We start from the raw sequence: 17,247 nt of genomic DNA, 5'->3' as shown, positions 1-17,247 counted from the left end.
ATCGTGCAATCTGTCGAAGACATTGGTGTGGCGGCGGCTCAGTTGAGGTCCGACGCGTCGATGGTGATGACGAGATCGCGCCACTGATCGTATTGCGCGGCGAACCTGTCGGGAATTCTGTAGGGCGCACAGGCGCGGATGCCGCGCACCGCGGCTTCGCCAATGGCGCGATCGCCGCCGACGAGTGCGGGAGGCGCTGCAAGCGCGCCGTCGCGCGCGAGGATGACGCGAATTTCGGGCTTGGCGTTGCGGTTCGCGCCCGGCGGCACGCTCACGCATTCGCGCATTTTCGCCTGGAGGTAACCGATCAACGATTCCTTATCGGACGGGCTGAGCTTCGGCGCCGATGAGGTCGGCGTTCCAAGCGACGCCTGCCGCTGCAATTGCGGCCCGGTCGATCCCGTTGATTGCGCCTGTTGCTTGTTCTGCAGGATCTTCTCGATGTCGGTCGGATTATACGGCTTCTGCTCCGCGACCTGCTTCGCCGCGGCAGCCTTCGCTTCAGCCTCGCGCTTCGCCTTTTCCTCAGCCGCCTTCTTCGCCTCGGCCGCGCGCCTGGCTTCAGCGGCCTTTTTCGCCTTCTCCGCTTCGACCTGCTTGCGCTCTTCCTCTTCGCGCTGCTCGCGCTCGATCTTCTCGCGCAAAGCCCTCGCTTCAGCCTCCTTGCGCGCTTTCGTCTCGGCGGCCTGTTTCTCCTCCTGCGCGCGACGCAGGCGAAGCTCCTCGGCGTCCTTGCGCTCTTTTTCTTCCTCGGCCTTCTGCGCCGCGTCCTGACGCGCCTTGGCTTCCGCCGCCTGTCGCGCCTTGTCGGCCGCAGCCGCGGCGGCGGCCGCCTGACGTTGACGCTCGGCTTGTTCCGCCGCGCGCGCCTTCGCCTCGGCGTCGGCCTTCGCCTTCACCTCGGCTTCCACCTTCGCACGCAGTTCGGCGTCGGGATCGGCCTTCTTCTCCTGTGGCGGCGGCGCTCCCGGCGCCTCCACATCGCGCTGGGCGAGCTGCGCGTCCTGCTTGCGCTCATTGGTCTCGGCGACGCGATCGGCCTTCTGCGAAGACTGATCCATCGGCTTGCCGTTGCGATCGCCGCGCGTCATCTGGCGCAGGTCGGACTCGCTCACGACCTCGACGGGCACCGCCTCCTCCTGATCGGAAAAGGGCTTGGCGCTGGAGAAACCGATGAAGGCGAGCGCGAACAGCGCCGCATGCGCGACGCTGGAGACGATGACGCCCGGTTCTGATCGGTTGAAGCGCACGCCCCTCGCCGGCCTCTAGGTCTTCGGATCAGGCTCGGTCACGAGTGCGACCTTTTTATAGCCCGCCTGGGTGATGGTCGCCATGATCTGGGCGACGCGGCCGTAATCGACCTTCTTGTGGGCGCGCACATAGATGCGCTCCTCAAGCCCCTGCTTCGCCGCCGTCTGGAGCTGCGGCACGAGCGCATCGTCGGTCAGCCTGCTGTCGCCGATATACACCTCGCCGCGCTCATTGATCGACACCGTGACCGGCTGCTTGTCGATATTGAGCGGAGCGGCGCGCGTCTGCGGCAGGTCGAGCGGCACGCCGACCGTCAGCAAAGGCGCCGCCACCATGAAGATGATCAGCAGCACGAGCATGACGTCGATGAACGGCGTCATGTTGATGTCGGCCATCGGCTTCATGCCGCGGCCTCTGCGTCCTCGTCTGCGGCCGCCGGCTCCGCCAGCGACGCCTGTCGCCATCGCCATTGCGCGAGCTCCTTACGCCGCCTGCCGATCGGACGGGTGCGAGCGCGCCTCGTCGATCTGGCGGGACAGAATGGCGGAGAATTCGTCGGCGAAACTTTCGAGACGGCCGGTCGCCTTCGACGCTTCCGCCTGCAGCTTGTTGTAAGCGATGACCGCCGGGATCGCGGCGAAGAGGCCGACGGCCGTGGCGAACAGGGCCTCCGCGATGCCAGGCGCGACGACCGCGAGCGACGTGTTCTTCGACGCGGCGATCGACTGGAACGAATTCATGATGCCCCACACCGTGCCGAACAGGCCGATGAACGGCGCCGAGGCGCCGATGGTCGCGAGCACCAGCAGCTTCGATTCAAGCCGCTCCGCCTCGCGCTGGATGGTCACGTCGAGCACCTTGTCGATGCGGCTCGCGAGGCCATGCATCGAGCGCGCGCCGTTCTCGAAGGTGCGCTTCCATTCCCGCATGGCGGCGACGAACACGGCCGCCATGCCGCGCGGCTGGGTCTCGGACAGGCTGCGATAGAGGTCTTCCAGCGACTGGCCGGACCAGAACACGTCCTCGAACTCATTCATGGCGCGCCGGGTGCGGCCGTAGAGGATCGTCTTGTCGATGATGACGCCCCAGCACCAGATCGACGCAGCGATCAGGCCAAGCATCACGAACTTCACGACGATGTGGGCGTGCCAGAACAGCGTCCACAGCGACAGATCGGACGAAATCGGTTCAACAGGATTCATGAGTCAGCCTTGGTCCGTGCGCCTGCGGCGGCGAGGCGGGTTCGCGCCATTCGATGCGCCGGCGGCGCGGACGCCGGTCGATGGCAGGGCCTCTTGCCCGGGAATCTGTCCAAACAAGGGCGTTTCGGCCTGCCAGCCGCATTCAGACGATTAGAGCAGGTTTATCAAGCCTTCGTCATGGTTAACCCTTGGTTACGATTTAGGCGCCTGGAGGCGCTCCGGGACAGGATTTTCGCCCCAGCCGGGCTTTTCTTGCGCGGGGCTGGCATGCATCATGCGCTCATCGGAGGCGGCTCGATCCTCCTCCCAATGCTGAATGAAGCCGGCCGCATGAACGGACCGGCCCCATGGAGGAACGAACGATGCGCAAGCCATGGCTTGTCGGCGCCGCCTTGGCGGCCGCCTTCATCTGGACCGGACCATCCCGCGCCCAGGACACTGTGAAGATCGCCTATATCGACCCGCTCTCAGGCGCCTTCGCCGATGTCGGCGAGCAGGGCCTGAACCACTACAAATACATGGCCGACAAGATCAACGCGGCCGGCGGCGTCAACGGGCGCAAACTCGAGATCATTGGTCTCGACAACAAGATGAATCCCAAGGAAGCGCTGGTCCAGCTCGAGAAAGCGATCGATATGGGCGCGCGCTACATCACGCAGGGCAACGGCTCCGCGCTCGCCGCCGCGCTGATCGAGGCGGTCGAGAAACACAACGAGCGCAATCCGAAGGACCGCGTCCTGTTCATCAACTACGCCGCGGTCGATCCTGTCTTCACCAACGACAAATGCAGCTTCTGGCATTTCCGCTTCGATGCCGACTCCGACATGAAGATGGAGATCATCACCGACTGGCTGAAGACGCAGCCCAATCTCAAGAAGGCCTATGTGCTCGGTCAGGATTACAGTTTCGGCCAGCAAGTCTCCGCCGCAGCAGGGCGCATGATCAAGGCGAAAAGGCCCGACATGGAGATCGTCGGCAATGAGCTGCATCCGCTCGGCCGCGTGAAGGATTTCGCGCCCTACATCACCAAGATGCGCGCCGCCGGCGCTGACGTGCTCATCACCGGCAACTGGGGCACGGACATGACGCTGCTGATCAAGGCGGCGATGGATTCAGGCTACACCGTGCCTGTTCTCACCTATTACGGCGGCGGCCTCGGCGCGCCGACTGCGATGGGCAAGGCGGCGGTCGGCTATGTCAAGCAGGTCACCGAGTTCCACAAGAATATCGACGGCATGAATCTCGACGCGTTCATGGACGATTATGAGAAGACGGTGAAGCAGGACCTCTATTATCTCCGCATCAAGAACGCGATGGAGATGGTGGCGAAAGCGATGAACGAGGCGAAAAGCGTCGACGCCGAAGCGGTGGCGCTGAAGCTCGAAGGCATGAGCATCGACTCTCCGACCGGCAAGATCACAATGCGCAAGGACAATCACCAGATCCTGATGCCGATGTTCATCTCGACCCTGTCGGACAAGGCGAAGCGCACGGTCGACAACACGCCCTTCGGCTTCCAGACCGATCTGCGCGTCGAAGCCGACAAGACCGCGGCCGCGACCACCTGCCAGATGAAGCGTCCGGCAAGCTGAGAACCGATCAGGCTCCGGCGGCGGCGCGTCGCCGGAGCTTTCGCGCATTCGTTGCTGACTGCCTCCGGAAAGGGGACGGATGGAAGTCATTGTCTTCACGCTGCTCAACGGGCTTCTCTACGGCCTGTTGCTGTTCATGCTGTCGAGCGGCCTGACGCTGATCTTCTCGATGATGGGCGTGCTGAATTTCGCGCACGCCAGCTTCTATATGCTCGGCGCCTATTTCGCCTATGCGATCGGCGGCGTCTCGAATTTCTGGGTGGCGCTCTTTCTTGCGCCCGTTCTCGTCGGGCTCGTCGGCGCGCTGGTCGAACGTTTCGGCCTGCGCAAGGTGCATGAAAACGGCCATGTCGCCGAACTCCTCTTCACCTTCGGCCTCGCCTATCTCATCGAGGAGGTGGTGAAGCTCGTCTGGGGCAAGACCTCGGTCGCCTATCGTCCGCCGCCGGAGCTCGCGCGTCCGCTGTTCTCGCTCTTCGGCGCCACCTATCCCGCCTTCCGCATCTTCATGATGGTCGTCGCAGTCGCCATGCTCGTCGGACTCTGGGCCATGCTGAAGAAGACGCGGCTTGGACTGCTCGTGCAGGCGGCGCTGACCCATCCGCATATGGTCGGCGCGCTTGGCCACAATGTGCCGCTGATCTTCATGAGCGTGTTCGGCGTTGGCTGCGCGCTGGCGGGACTCGCCGGCGTGATCGGCGGCGCGCTACTCGTCACCGAGCCGTCGATGGCGCTGGCGCTCGGCCCGATCGTCTTCGTCGTCGTCGTGGTCGGCGGCATGGGCTCGCTCGCCGGCGCCTTCATCGCCGCGATGATCATCGGCGTGATGCAGACGGCGGCGATCTCGATCGACGCCTCGGTCGCCGACTTCTTCCGATTGTTCGGGGTCGCGCTCGGACCAACGAGCGATATCGGCCGCATCACGCTGGCGCAGATCGGCCCGATGCTGCCCTTCGTGCTGCTCGTGCTGATGCTGATCTTCAGGCCGCGCGGCCTGATGGGAGTGCGCGAGACGTGAGGCATCCCTCGACGCTGACACGACTTCTTCCCTGGCTCGGCTTCGCGCTGATTCTGATCGCGCTGCCGTATCTCTTTCCGACACGTACAGCGCTCGTGCTGATGAACGCGATCGGCGTGAACGCGGTGTTCGCGCTCTCCTACAACATGCTGCTGGGACAGACCGGCATGCTCTCCTTCGGCCACGCCGTTTATTACGGGCTCGGCGGCTATGCGACGATCCATCTGCTTGCCGCCGTGAAATCGGCGGGACTGCCGATCCCGGCGCCGCTGACGCCGATCATCGGCTTCATGGGCGGATGGGCGGCGGGGGCGTTGATCGGCTGGTTCTCCTGCCGCCGCGCCGGCACGCCCTTCGCCATGATCTCGCTCGGCGTCGGCGAACTCGTCGCTGCCGCAGGCCTGATGTTCAAGGCGTTGTTCGGCGGCGAAGAGGGAATCTCCGGCGACCGCACATCCGGCCCATTGCTGTTCGGATTGCAGATGGGAGCGCCGGGACGGGTCTACTGGTTCATCGCGGGATGGCTGTTTATCGCCGCCTTCGCCATGTGGGCCTTCACGAAGACGCCGCTCGGGCGTCTTGCGAATGCGGTGCGCGACAATCCCGAACGCGTTCAGTTCGTCGGTTTCGATCCGCAGCGCGTGCGCTATCTCGTCTTCATGATCTCGGGCGGCTTCGCCGGATTGGCTGGCGGCATGGGCGCGGTGAACTACGAGATCATGACGCCGGAATCGCTCAGCGCCTTTCCCTCCGCCGCCGTGCTGATCGCGACTTTCATCGGCGGCGTGCGCCTGTTTCACGGGCCTATTCTCGGCACCGTGTTTCTCACGCTCATGCAGTCGATGCTGTCGGACTATACCCAGGCTTGGCAGCTCTATGTTGGCGGCGTGTTCGTGCTCATCGTGATGTTCGCGCCCGGCGGCTTCGCCGGCATGATCCACGCCGGACGCGCGAAGCTCGCAGCGACGGGATGGGGCGGTTTCCTGCCGCGCTTCCTCGGCGGCGCGGCGGCGAAGCTCGCGCTCGGCTTCGGCGCCATCATCCTGATCGAGATGATTGTGCGCTGGCGCAACGGCGCGCGACCGCTCTTTCTCTTTGGCGCAAGCCTGCCAATCACGAGCGTGACCGCGTGGATCATCACGCTTGCGTTGCTCGGCGCCGGCGCAGCGCTGAAGATCACGATGCAGCGCGCCGCCGAGCGCGAAGCGGGCGCCGCCGCATGAACGCGCTTGAACTCATCGGTCTGACCAAAAGCTTCGGCTCGGCGAAGATCATTCAGGGCGTCGACCTCGCCGTCAGGAAGGGCGAGCGCCATGCGATCATTGGTCCGAACGGCGCCGGCAAATCCACCCTTTTCAACCTGATGTCCGGCGCCTTCGCGCCGTCAAGCGGCGACATCAAGCTCAACGGCGAATCCATCGCGGGCAAGAAGCCCTTCGCGATCAACCGGCGCGGCCTGTCGCGTTCGTTTCAGGTCACCAACATCTTTCACAACATGTCGGTGTTCGAGAATATCCGCTGCGGCGTGCTATGGTCGCTCGGCCATCGCTACGCCTTCTGGCGCTCGATCGACTCCTACGGCGACGTCGACCAACGCACGCGCGAGATTCTCGGCCTCATCAGGCTGGCCCCTCTGCGCAATATGCCAGCCGGCCTGCTCTCCTATGCGGACCAGCGCGCGCTCGAGATCGGCGTCACCATCGCCGGCGGCGCGTCTGTCATTCTTCTCGACGAGCCCACCGCCGGCATGAGCCACGCCGAGACAGAGCGCGCGGTGTCGCTCATCCGCGATGTGACGCAGGATCGCACGCTCCTCATCGTCGAGCATGACATGGGCGTCGTGTTCGGCCTCGCCGATCGCATTTCCGTGCTGGTCTATGGCCAGATCATCGCGTCCGGCCCGCCGGCGGAAATCCGCGCCAACCCGAAAGTGCGCGAAGCCTATCTCGGCGAAGAGAGCGAACAGCCAATCGCCGTCGTCGCGCAACCGGATTGCGGCTGATGCTCGAAGTCCGCGACCTCCACGCCTATTACGGCAAGAGCCACATCCTGCAGGGCGTCAATCTCGATGTCGCCAAGGGCGAAGTGGTGAGCCTGCTCGGCCGCAACGGCGTCGGCCGTTCAACCACGGTCAAGTCGATCATGGGCGAGGTCGGGCCGCGTGGATCGATCCGCTTCAATGGACAGGAAATCGCGGGTTGGCCAAGCCATCGCATCGCGCGCTTGGGCCTTGGTTATGTCCCGGAGCATCGCGACATCTTCCCGACGCTGACTGTGCGCCAGAATTTGCTGCTCGGCATGAAGAATCCCAAGAAGAAAGCGGGATGGATGCCCGATCATATCCTCGACATGTTTCCCAATCTCGCCCGCCGCGCGGACACCGAAGCCGGCGTGCTCTCCGGCGGCGAAAAGCAGATGCTCACCATCGGCCGCACGCTGATGGGCGATCCCGATCTCATCATGATCGACGAGCCAACCGAGGGCCTCGCGCCGCTGATCGTGAAGCAGGTCGGCGATCTCATCCGCACGATCGCGGAGCGCGGCGTCGCCATCCTTCTCGTCGAGCAGAAGCTTGCGCTCGCGCTCGACATCTCGCAGCGGCTTTACGTCATGGGCCATGGCCGCGTCGTGTTCGAGGGAACGCCGGGTGAATTGCGGGCGAACGAGAAGCTGCGGAAGGAATGGCTGGAGGTGTGAGGAGTTTCGTTTTCCTCGGACTCTTTCCAGATGTCATGGCCGGGCTTGACCCGGCCATCCAGTGAGAACTGACAGAGTCTTCTGGATCGCCGGGTCAAGCCCGGCGATGACGGCGAGAAAGAGGGAAGCTCGGGACTAAAGCCGCAACGCAGCGATCGCGCCCGCCAGCGCATCCCACCCCGACGTATGACCAATGCGATCGATATCAGACAGCAGCGCGACGGCGCGCGGAATATCGTCATCGCCCAGCGCCGAAAGAACTTCGTGAAGTGCGGCGCCGCCGACGCCTTCCGCCGCGGCGCGCAGCATCGCGCGGCTGAGGATCGTCGTCGCGCCATCGCCGAGACGTGAGATCGCGTCGGCGACTTCGCGCGCTGCATCGACGCGGCCGATCCCATGCAGCGCGATCATCGCGCCGCCGATGAAATCATCGCCAGCCGGCGTCAGGCCCGAACCCAGACCGACAAGCCCCGTGACTGGCGGATCACTTTGAATTTGAGACGCTTTCAGCCGTTCGGCCATCCATTCACGCAGCGCTGCAATTCTCGCCGCCAGCGCCCGCGTCATCAGATCATTGACGCTGAAATCAGGATCAAGCGCGGCGCGGAATACGCCTTCGCGCGGCGCCATTGAAAGTGCGGCTTCGAGCAGCGCATCGAGCGTCTGTCGTTGCGGTACAGCGCGCATCTGCGGAGGCCGCCATTCGCTCGCATCTCCAAAAGCGATTTCGTCTGCGCCGGCGATCACGATGACGCCGCCGTGCAGAATGCAAGGCGCGCCCACTGCGATCTCTCGAAGCGCGCCGAAAGGCGCCTCAAGCACGGCGTTCAGCGCGCCGTCGCCAAGCGAAGCATCGACGATGCAAAGCGCATCCTGATCAGCTTCGAGATGAAGGCTGCGCGCGAACATGGCGCTGACGCGCGCTGCCTGATGCGTCTCAAGAAACCGGCGCGCGAAAGGCCCAAGCCGCGCGACGCGAAGCCTCATGCCGCCCGCATCGCCGCAAGCGCATGATCCGCGACGATATGCGTGCCGGCCGCGCCTGTGATCGCGTCGCGCGCCTGCTCCAGCGCGCCGATGATGCAGCGCTCGCCGCCGCCTTCGATGAAGCGGATCGCGGCCTCGACCTTCGGCCCCATGCTGCCCGGCGGAAACTGCCCCTCGGCCAGATAACGCTTCATCTCGCTGAGCGAGACCACTTTCAGCCATTCCTGATCGGGTTTGCCGAAATTGATTGCGACCTGCGGCACCGCCGTCAGCAGCGCCAGCGTTTCGATCTTCAGCACATTCGCCATCAGCGCAGAGGTAAGGTCCTTGTCGATGACCGCGGCGACGCCATGGCGCACGCCTTTCGGGCCGCGCACGACAGGAATGCCGCCTCCGCCGCCAGCGATGACGATGGCGCGCTGCGCCAGCGCCCGCACCAGCGAGATATCGCAGATATGCTTCGGCTTCGGCGACGGCACCACATGGCGCCAGCCGCGGCCGGCGTCCTCCTTCATCAGCCATCCCAGTTCTTCAGCGACGCCCTTCGCCTGTTCCTCTGTGAAGAAGGGACCGACGGGCTTCGTCGGATTCTGGAAGGCCGGATCATTCGCATCGACCTCGACCTGCGTCAGCAGGCAGGCGACATGGCGCGGCGTATCCGCCTCGCGCAGCGCATTCTCCAGCGCCTGCACGAGCAGGTAGGCGATGCCGCCCTGGCTGTGCGCGACGCAGATGTCGAGCGTCATCGGCGGGATGCGATCACGGGTCAGCGCCTGCCGCATCAGGATTTTCCCGACCACCGGCCCGTTGCCATGGGTGATCACGAGATAATTATCCATCTGCGCGATCGGCAGCAGCGCCTGCGCCGTGCGATCGGCGATGTCCTTCTGCTCCTGCGAGGTGCCGGAAATATTTTCGGGGTGTGTGGCGTTGCCGCCGACGGCGATCAGCAGGCGTTTCGGGATCGGAAGCGTCGCCATCGCATCGCCTCTTTGTCAGTCCGAGATGGCGCGCAGCGCCAAAGCCGCCGCGTCCGCATTGGAAGGCGCAACGATCACGCCGGCCTCTTCCAGCTTGCGCGTCTGCGCGGCAAGCGGCTGCGGATCATCCTCGACCCCGGTGACGGAGCCGATGATGATCGGCCCCTCGCCCATGCGCCCCTTCAGCATTGATGCGAGATGGCCCGCGGGATCGGCATGGCCGCCGAAGCCAAGCACGAGATCGATCAGAATCACGCCGACGGAGGGATCGGCCAGCGCTTCGCGCAGCGGCTGATCGCGCACGGAAGGTTCGATCATCGGATGCGGCCGGCCGCGCGTAAATTCGTCATCGCCGAGATCAATCAGCAGATGACCGTGATCGCCTGATGCAATCTTGCGCACGCCGGGAATCGCTGCGTTCGACGCGACAGCGACGCCGGCGTCGCGGAACAGCACCTGCGCCTCGGCGCAGAGCGTGCCGCCGGAATAGAGCCCGCGCACGAACCGACCTCGCGCCGCGCCCTTGCCGACATGGGCCGTGTGCGCATGGAGCTTCTTGCCCATGGCGAGTTCGGCCGCGGATTTCAGCGTCGTCGCAAGTCTGGCGTCGCCATGCAGCGAGGTGTGCGCCGCGCCAATGAAGCAGACGGTGAAGCTTTTTTTGCTCTCGCCAATCCGAGTCGCCACCGCATTCACGACAGACGGCGCCGGCGGCTTCGAGATCAGCACGATGTGATCCGTGTCTGGATCTTCATCGAGCCAGTCGATCGCCTGCAGCGTCGAGATCCCGCCCACTTCAGCCTTCAGATCGCGACCGCCGACGCCGATCGCGTGCGAGACGCCGCCGCCGAGCCGCGCGATCAGGCAGGACACTTCCTGAATGCCGGTGCCGGATGCGCCGACGATGCCGATGCGCCCGCGCGGAATTTGATTGGCGAACGCAAGCGGCGCGCCATTGATGATCGCCGTGCCGCAGTCGGGACCCATCACGATCAGGCCGCGGGCGCGCGCTTCGCGCTTCAGCTCGATCTCGTCTTCAATAGAGACATTGTCGCTGAACATCATGACATGGAGCCCGAGCGACAGCGCCTTGCGCGCTTCCGCCGCGGCGAAATCTCCGGGCACGGAGATGAGCGCGAGACTGGCGTCCGGCGCGAGCGTCATGGCGGCGCGCAGCGAACGCGGCTTCCAGCTAGAACCGGATTCAGTTTGCTGCTTCGGCTGGTCGAGCAGCTTCTTCGCCGCAGCAAGCGCATCATCTGCGATCACCTTTGTCGCAGCGCGCAGCGCAAGCACGAGGTCGCCGGCCGCGGCGGCTTCGCCGGTCGCATCGAGAACGCCGGCGTTGCGCAGGATTTCTTTATTCGCCGGCGTGCCCATCATCAGGCCGGCCTCTTCCACCTCCGGCAGCGCCGCGATCTCGCGCGACATGCGCATCAACGCCACGGAGTCGAGATAGAGGCCGCGCCTCACTTCATTGATGACGACGCTCATGACACGCCCATTTCGCGCGCGAAGGCGACAAGCGCCTTTTCAAAACATGTAATCGGCGCTTTCACCGTGCCGGCGCCGACCTGGCCGACGCCCGGCTTGCGATGGGCGATGCCGGTGTTGATCATGGGGACAACGCCGGTGTCGACGACGCGCCTGATGTCGATGCCCGTGGGCACGCCGGCGTAATCCATCGACGGGATCGTCCATTCCGGATTCGAGCCAATCGCGATTTCCGCCATCGCATGGGTGAAATCCGCCGCGCGCGAAGCCGGTCCGGCGCCGATGAAGCCCACAACGGCAGGCGCCGCGCCCATGGCGAAGCCGCCGAGACCAACGACTTCAACAATCGCGGAATCTCCCATGTCGGGGTTCGCGTCCTCAATGGTGTAGCCCGGGAAATAAAGTCCCTGCGGCATCTCGACCGGCGCCGTGAACCATTCCTTGCCGAGCCCGCTGACGCGCACGCCGAAATCGGTTCCGTTCCTGCACATCACGGTGACGATGCTCGAATCCTTCACGCCTTCGGCAGGCATCGAGATCGACTTGCCCATCGCCATCGCGACATTGAGGAAGAACTGGTCGTTGCGGCCGATGAAATCGAGCACGGCCGACAGCGCATAGGGGTCGCTGACCTTGCGCGCCAGCGCCGGCGCCAGCGTGCGCAACAGAAGGCTGGAACATGCGACGTTGCGCTGGTGCATCTCATCGCCCATGGAGAGGCCGCGCGCGATGAGCGGCTTCAGCGGCACGCCGCCGAGATCGCGCAGCGCCGCGCCCAGCGCTGGTCCAAGCACATCGCGAATCCAGCGCAGGCGCGTCAGCACTTCATCGTCATTGCCGCCGAAACGCATCACCTTGCCGAGGCCTTCATTGATCGCGCAGTAGGCGCGCACGCGGAAGGCGCGGTTCTCGACCACGAGCAGCGGCTGGCTCAGCGTCGTCATCCCGGTCATCGGCCCGACGCAGTCATGATGATGGTTCGGCTCGAACTGGAAGGCGCCGGCCTCGGCCTTCGCCTCGGCGTCGCGCAAATCGCTCGCCCAGCCCTCGAAGACGGCGATGCCGGTGATCGCGCCGCGCATCGGCCCGCACATACGCGCCCACTCGATCGGCGGCCCCGCATGCAGGATCATCTTTTCGCGAAGTCGCGGCAGCGCCTCATGGGCGGGAATGACGTCGACCAGCACCGGGTCCGCCGCCAGGATGCGGCGCAGCGTTTCGGCGTTCGCGGCCTCGATCCGCGAGGCGATGTCGCTCATCGCTCAGCCGCCGAGCTTGGAGAGCAGCCGCGCCAGCTCCGGGTCGCCGCCAGCCGGCGGGCTCCATTGCACCCGGACGACGGGCGTCTTCTGGCGGGCAAGATCGTCGGCAAAGCCCTCCAGCCCGACATTCACGACCTTCAAGGGCGATTTGAGCAGGCTTTTCGGCGGCTTGTTGGGCTTTTCGGGGGTCATGGGGCGATCATCCTCGCGGAGGTCTTAGAACAGAAAGGAAGCCGGCGGAAAGCCGTCCGATCGGATGCTGAAAAGCCGGTGAACCCGCTCGCCCGAAGGCCGGAGATCGTCTATCGAACCGCTCGATGATGACCAATCTGATCGCCATTGGCGAATGCATGGTGGAGCTGGCCCGCGGCAATGACGGCCGTTTCGGCCTCGCCTATGGCGGCGACACCTTCAATACCGCGGTCTACGCCTCCCGCATGGGAGCTTCGGTCGCCTACGCCACCGCGCTCGGCGACGACGCCTACAGCGACGGCATCGCTGCGCTGGCGGAAGAGGAAGGCGTCGACGTCTCGCTGATTCCCCGCCGCAAGGGCCGCATGCCTGGGCTCTATCTCATCGAGACAAGCGCTGAGGGCGAACGCACATTCTTCTACTGGCGCGATCGCTCGCCGGCGCGCGAACTGTTCGAGCATGAGGACGCCGCGACGAAGATCGCGGCGCGCATGAAGCAGTCCGCGATCGTCTATTTCTCCGGCATCACGCTCTCGCTCTATTCCGACGCCGGGCTCGACAAGCTCGAAAGCGCGCTGCGCGACGCGAAGAACTCAGGCGCGCGCATTGCGTTCGACGGCAATTTCCGCCCGCGCGGCTGGCCCGATCGCGATCGCGCCAAGACGATCTTCAAGCGCTTTCTGTCGCTCTGCGACATTGCGCTGCCGACTTTCGACGACGAGCAGATGCTGTGGGGCGACAAGACGCCGGAAGACGCGATCGCGCGCATCGCCGGGCTCGGCGTGAGCGAGATCGCGGTGAAGAACGGGCCTGACGGCGCCTACGCGCACAATGGCGGCGCGACGAAGCATGTCGAGGTGCCCGGGCGCGTCGCCGCGATCGACACCACCGCCGCGGGCGACTCCTTCAACGCCGCCTATCTCGCCGCGCGGCTGCGCGATGTTGCGCCTGATGAAGCCGCGCTCGCCGGCCATCGTCTTGCCGGCGTCGTCATTCAGCATCGCGGCGCCATCGTTCCCGCCGAGGCGACCAGCGGCCTGAAGCCCCAGCCGGCTTCCGCCAAATAACAGCACGGACAAGTCCCATGCCGAACTCATCCGCCGCATTCGCCGCCCTCGCCCGCCGGACCGGCGTGATCCCCGTGGTCACCATCGATCGCGTCGCGGACGCGGTGCCTCTCACCCGCGCGCTGCTCGCCGGCGGCCTGCCCATCGTCGAGGTCACCTTGCGCACCGAGGCCGCGCTCGACGCGATCCGCATCATCGCCGCCGAATGCCCGGAGGCCCATGTCGGCGCCGGCACGGTGCTGACGCCGACGCAGGGGCAGAGCGCGGTCGCCGCAGGCGCGAAATTCATCGTCTCGCCGGGGTCGACCGACGCGCTGGTTGAGGCGTCGAAGGATTGGGGCGTGCCCTATCTCCCCGGCGTCGCGACCCCTTCCGAAGCGATGAAGCTCGCGGAGAAAGGCCTCACCTTTCTCAAACTCTTCCCCGCGGAGGCCGTCGGCGGAATCAATCTGCTGAAATCGCTTGCGGCGCCGCTGCCCGACATCAAGTTCTGCCCGACCGGCGGACTCGATGCCCACAAGGCGCAGATGTATCTCACGCTTCCGAACGTCGTTTGCGTCGGCGGCGCCTGGATGACGCCTGCTGCAGCTATGAAAGCCGCCGACTGGGCCGGGATCACGACCCTCGCCAAGGCCTGCGCGCCAGCCTGAATTCAAAATCCGGTTTCTCTCTTCAATCCTCGGAGAATTCCATGAAGCTTGATTCCTCCATTGCGGCCGTCATCACCGGCGGCGCGTCGGGCCTCGGCGAAGCGACCGCGCGCATGCTGGCGAAGGAAGGCGTGAAGGTCGCGCTGCTCGATCTCAACGCCGAACGCGGCGAAGCGGTCGCGAAGGAACTGGGCGGCGTATATGCGCGCTGCGACGTCGCGAGCGAAGTCTCCTGCGATGAAGCGCTGGCGATCGCGCGCAAGGCGCACGGCGTCGAGCGCATTCTCGTGAATTGCGCCGGCATTGGCCCGGCGATGCGCACCGTCTCGAAGAAGCGCGACACCGGCGCGCTCGTTCATCACGACATCGCTTTCTATGCCAAGGTTGTGGGCATCAACCTCATCGGCACCTTCACCATGCTGGCGAAATCGGCGGTCGCGATGTCGGCGCTTGAGCCGATCACAGCCGATGGCGGACGCGGCGTCATCATCAACACCGCTTCGGTGGCTGCGACCGATGGCCAGATCGGCCAGGTCGCCTACGCCTCGTCGAAAGGCGGCGTCGTCGGTTTGACCCTGCCGGCGGCGCGCGATCTCGCCGCGTCAGGCATTCGCGTCAACACGATCATGCCGGGCCTCTTCGAAACGCCGATGTTCCAGGGCATTTCGCCGGAATTCCGCCAGTCGCTGGAAGCGAGCATTCCCTTCCCGTCGCGTCTCGGCCGCCCCGATGAATACGCCCATCTCGCGAAGTCGATCATCGAGAACGACATGCTGAACGGCTTCGCGATCCGCCTTGACGGTGCGGTGCGCCTCGCGCCGAAATAGGCGCATCCTCCGCAAAAGTGGGCGCCACTTTTGCGACAAAGATGATGCGAAAAGAAGCGCCGCGGCTTGTCTTCGGCCGCGGCGCTGCGCAGGATGTTTCTCCAAAAGGGAGGGCTGAATGAATCTGCGCCGCGCAAAACATATTGTCGTCACGGCTCTCGCGCTCGCTTCGCTCGCCCTTCCAGCGAGGGCGCAGCAACCTTCAGGGCTCGACCGGATCAGCCACATCGTCGTGGTGTTCCTGGAGAATCGCTCCTTCGATAATATGTTCGGCGCCTTTCCCAGCGCCGACGGCGTCGAGAATGCGATCAAGGCGGGGAAGCATCAGCAGCGGGATCTGAGCGGCAAGCTTTACGAAGAGCTGCCGCCGCCGATCGGCGCCGGCGCGTTTGACGTCTCCGACAACTCCAGCGCGATCCGCAGCCTTCCCTGGCCGAAACTGCCGAACGCGCCCTTTGCGATCGACAAGACATTCCCAAGCGTCGGCACCAGCGCCAACACGCGCGACCTCGTCCACCGCTTCTATACGAACCGCGCGCAGATCAATAGCGGCGCCAACGATCGTTTCGTCGCCTATTCCGACGCCGGCGGCCTCGCCATGGGCTACTATTCGAAAGAGGCGATGGAGAATTCGGCGCTGTGGAAACTGGCGCGCGAGAACACTCTTCTCGATCATTTCTTCATGGGCGCGCTCGGCGGCTCCTTCCTCAATCACATCTATCTCGCCTGCGCCTGCGGCCCCGTCTGGACTGGCGCGCCTGACAAGGAGCGCTCGAAGATCGACGCCAACGGCGCTCCGCTAGCCGGAAGCAGGCCCGGCGTCTTCGAGGACAATCGCGTGGTTGCGACCGCCGACGGCGACATCGCGATCAACACGATTCAGTCGGTCTATCTGAACAATGGCAAGCAGAGCGCGCTTCTGCCGCCTCAGACGCAGCCGACGATCGGCGACCGGCTGAGCGACAAGAACGTCGATTGGGCCTGGTATTCCGAAGGGCTCGACCTCGCCTCACGAAATGATCGCAGCGAGAAGGAAAGCAATTTCCTCGAAGGCTCCATCCGCTTTCAGTGGCATCATCAGGCGTTCAGCTATTTCAAGCGCTTTGATCCCGCCACCGAGGCGGGGCGCGCGCAGCGAGAGCATCATTTGCGCGATGCGGCGCGCCTCGACGACGACATCGCCGCGGGCAAGCTGCCGCCTGTCGTCTTCTACAAGCCGAGCGGGCCTCTCAACCAGCATCCCGGCTACGCCAATCTCGACAAGGGCGACGCGCGCGTCGCTGAAATCGCGGCGAAGCTTGCGGCAAGCCCGATCAAGGACTCCTATGTGATGATCATCACCTATGACGAGAATGGCGGCTTCTGGGACCATGTGGCGCCGCCAGCAGGCGCAGGCGATACGGCCGATTTCCTCGGGCCCGGCTCGCGCGTGCCAGCGCTGGTGATCTCACCCTTCGCGCGCAAGGGCGTTGACTCGACGCCTTACGACACGGGATCGGTGCTCAAACTGATCACCGAACGCTTCAGGCTGGAGCCGCTTCCAGGCAAACGCGTTCAGGCGGTGAATTCGCTGTCGAAATCCTTGAAGCTCGATTGAACAGCGGCGAGCGCAACATGCAGCGCATCTGTTTTCTTCTCAAGGTCAAGAAGGAGCGTCTCGCAGAATATCGCAAGGCGCACGAGAATGTCTGGCCCGACATGCTCGCTGCGCTCAGCGCCGCAGGCTGGCGCAATTATTCGCTGTTCCTGCGCGACGACGGCATGCTCATCGGTTATTTCGAGACCGATGATCTCGACGCCGCGCGCGCGAAGATGGCGGCGACCGACGTCAATGCGCGCTGGCAGGCGACGATGGCGCCATTCTTTGAATCACTCGACGGCCGCAGGCCTGATGAGGGATTCGAGATCGTGCCGAGCGTATTCTACCTCGCGTGAATTTTGTCGCGCAACCGCGCGATTTTTTGCGCTGGGCCCCGGACTTCATTCCACTCGCTAACGCTCGTTTCATGAATCCGGGGACGAAGACAG

18 protein-coding genes are annotated in these 17,247 nt (G+C 64.7%); 10 read left to right on the top strand and 8 right to left on the bottom strand.

Going from position 1 to position 17,247, the window contains the following annotated elements; genetic code table 11:
• Positions 1-38 precede the first annotated feature (38 nt).
• From tolA to tolQ, 3 genes are read right to left on the bottom strand one after another with little or no spacing between them, the layout of a single operon-like run.
• Positions 39-1,250 (bottom strand): cell envelope integrity protein TolA, encoded by a 1,212-nt coding sequence (tolA, locus tag L8F45_RS01545; protein WP_342361124.1) that lies wholly within the window; start codon positions 1,248-1,250, stop codon positions 39-41.
• 15 nt (positions 1,251-1,265) lie between these two features.
• Positions 1,266-1,721, bottom strand: coding sequence for a protein TolR (gene tolR / locus L8F45_RS01540; protein WP_342361123.1), 456 nt, complete (start codon positions 1,719-1,721; stop codon positions 1,266-1,268).
• A gap of 12 nt (positions 1,722-1,733) precedes the next feature.
• A complete protein-coding gene (gene tolQ / locus L8F45_RS01535) occupies positions 1,734-2,453 on the bottom strand; it encodes a protein TolQ (RefSeq protein ID WP_342361122.1) in 720 nt (239 codons plus the stop codon).
• Between the two features lie 362 nt (positions 2,454-2,815).
• Here tolQ and L8F45_RS01530 point away from each other — a divergent pair, with 362 nt between their 5' ends.
• From L8F45_RS01530 to L8F45_RS01510, 5 genes are all read left to right on the top strand, one after another.
• A complete protein-coding gene (locus L8F45_RS01530) occupies positions 2,816-4,045 on the top strand; it encodes a branched-chain amino acid ABC transporter substrate-binding protein (RefSeq protein WP_342361121.1) in 1,230 nt (409 codons plus the stop codon).
• Between the two features lie 79 nt (positions 4,046-4,124).
• Positions 4,125-5,063: a branched-chain amino acid ABC transporter permease gene (locus L8F45_RS01525; RefSeq protein WP_342361120.1), complete on the top strand. Its 939-nt coding sequence runs from the start codon at positions 4,125-4,127 to the stop codon at positions 5,061-5,063.
• Entirely contained in the window at positions 5,060-6,286 is a 1,227-nt protein-coding gene (locus tag L8F45_RS01520; protein WP_342361119.1) for a branched-chain amino acid ABC transporter permease, read from the top strand. Before L8F45_RS01525 ends, L8F45_RS01520 begins: the two co-directional genes overlap by 4 nt.
• On the top strand, positions 6,283-7,065 hold the full coding sequence (locus L8F45_RS01515) for an ABC transporter ATP-binding protein (RefSeq protein WP_342361118.1): 783 nt from the start codon (positions 6,283-6,285) through the stop codon (positions 7,063-7,065). The genes L8F45_RS01520 and L8F45_RS01515 overlap by 4 nt, the downstream gene beginning before the upstream one ends.
• Positions 7,065-7,760 carry an ABC transporter ATP-binding protein gene (locus L8F45_RS01510; RefSeq protein ID WP_342361117.1) on the top strand — a complete coding sequence of 232 codons (696 nt, stop codon included), beginning with the start codon at positions 7,065-7,067 and terminating at the stop codon, positions 7,758-7,760. Before L8F45_RS01515 ends, L8F45_RS01510 begins: the two co-directional genes overlap by 1 nt.
• A 135-nt stretch (positions 7,761-7,895) precedes the next feature.
• On the opposite strand, the gene L8F45_RS01505 is transcribed toward L8F45_RS01510, so the two are convergent.
• From L8F45_RS01505 to L8F45_RS01485, 5 genes are read right to left on the bottom strand one after another with little or no spacing between them, the layout of a single operon-like run.
• Positions 7,896-8,747 (bottom strand): oxamate carbamoyltransferase subunit AllH family protein, encoded by an 852-nt coding sequence (locus L8F45_RS01505; RefSeq protein ID WP_342361116.1) that lies wholly within the window; start codon positions 8,745-8,747, stop codon positions 7,896-7,898.
• Positions 8,744-9,727 carry a carbamate kinase gene (locus tag L8F45_RS01500; protein ID WP_342361115.1) on the bottom strand — a complete coding sequence of 328 codons (984 nt, stop codon included), beginning with the start codon at positions 9,725-9,727 and terminating at the stop codon, positions 8,744-8,746. The genes L8F45_RS01505 and L8F45_RS01500 overlap by 4 nt, the downstream gene beginning before the upstream one ends.
• Positions 9,728-9,742: 15 nt before the next feature.
• Positions 9,743-11,221, bottom strand: coding sequence for an acyl-CoA synthetase FdrA (fdrA, locus tag L8F45_RS01495; RefSeq protein WP_342361114.1), 1,479 nt, complete (start codon positions 11,219-11,221; stop codon positions 9,743-9,745).
• Complete coding sequence (locus L8F45_RS01490; protein ID WP_342361113.1) at positions 11,218-12,480, bottom strand: YlbE family protein; 1,263 nt, start codon at positions 12,478-12,480, stop codon at positions 11,218-11,220. The genes fdrA and L8F45_RS01490 overlap by 4 nt, the downstream gene beginning before the upstream one ends.
• 3 nt (positions 12,481-12,483) lie before the next feature.
• On the bottom strand, positions 12,484-12,675 hold the full coding sequence (locus L8F45_RS01485; protein ID WP_342361112.1) for a hypothetical protein: 192 nt from the start codon (positions 12,673-12,675) through the stop codon (positions 12,484-12,486).
• A 125-nt stretch (positions 12,676-12,800) separates the two neighbouring features.
• Between L8F45_RS01485 and L8F45_RS01480 the strand changes: the two genes are divergently transcribed.
• From L8F45_RS01480 to L8F45_RS01460, 5 genes are all read left to right on the top strand, one after another.
• Positions 12,801-13,742: a sugar kinase gene (locus L8F45_RS01480; RefSeq protein WP_342361111.1), complete on the top strand. Its 942-nt coding sequence runs from the start codon at positions 12,801-12,803 to the stop codon at positions 13,740-13,742.
• Between the two features lie 17 nt (positions 13,743-13,759).
• Positions 13,760-14,392: a bifunctional 4-hydroxy-2-oxoglutarate aldolase/2-dehydro-3-deoxy-phosphogluconate aldolase gene (gene eda / locus L8F45_RS01475; RefSeq protein WP_342361110.1), complete on the top strand. Its 633-nt coding sequence runs from the start codon at positions 13,760-13,762 to the stop codon at positions 14,390-14,392.
• A gap of 41 nt (positions 14,393-14,433) precedes the next feature.
• Positions 14,434-15,219: an SDR family NAD(P)-dependent oxidoreductase gene (locus tag L8F45_RS01470; protein WP_342361109.1), complete on the top strand. Its 786-nt coding sequence runs from the start codon at positions 14,434-14,436 to the stop codon at positions 15,217-15,219.
• A gap of 118 nt (positions 15,220-15,337) precedes the next feature.
• On the top strand, positions 15,338-16,816 hold the full coding sequence (locus tag L8F45_RS01465; RefSeq protein WP_342361108.1) for an alkaline phosphatase family protein: 1,479 nt from the start codon (positions 15,338-15,340) through the stop codon (positions 16,814-16,816).
• 17 nt (positions 16,817-16,833) lie between these two features.
• Positions 16,834-17,154, top strand: coding sequence for an L-rhamnose mutarotase (locus L8F45_RS01460; protein ID WP_342361107.1), 321 nt, complete (start codon positions 16,834-16,836; stop codon positions 17,152-17,154).
• Positions 17,155-17,247 lie beyond the last annotated feature (93 nt).

Source organism: Terrirubrum flagellatum, assembly GCF_022059845.1.
Classification (GTDB): Bacteria; Pseudomonadota; Alphaproteobacteria; order Rhizobiales; family Beijerinckiaceae; genus Terrirubrum; species Terrirubrum flagellatum.
Note: the sequence above shows the minus strand (reverse complement) of the source record. Positions and strands in the feature narration are given on the sequence as shown.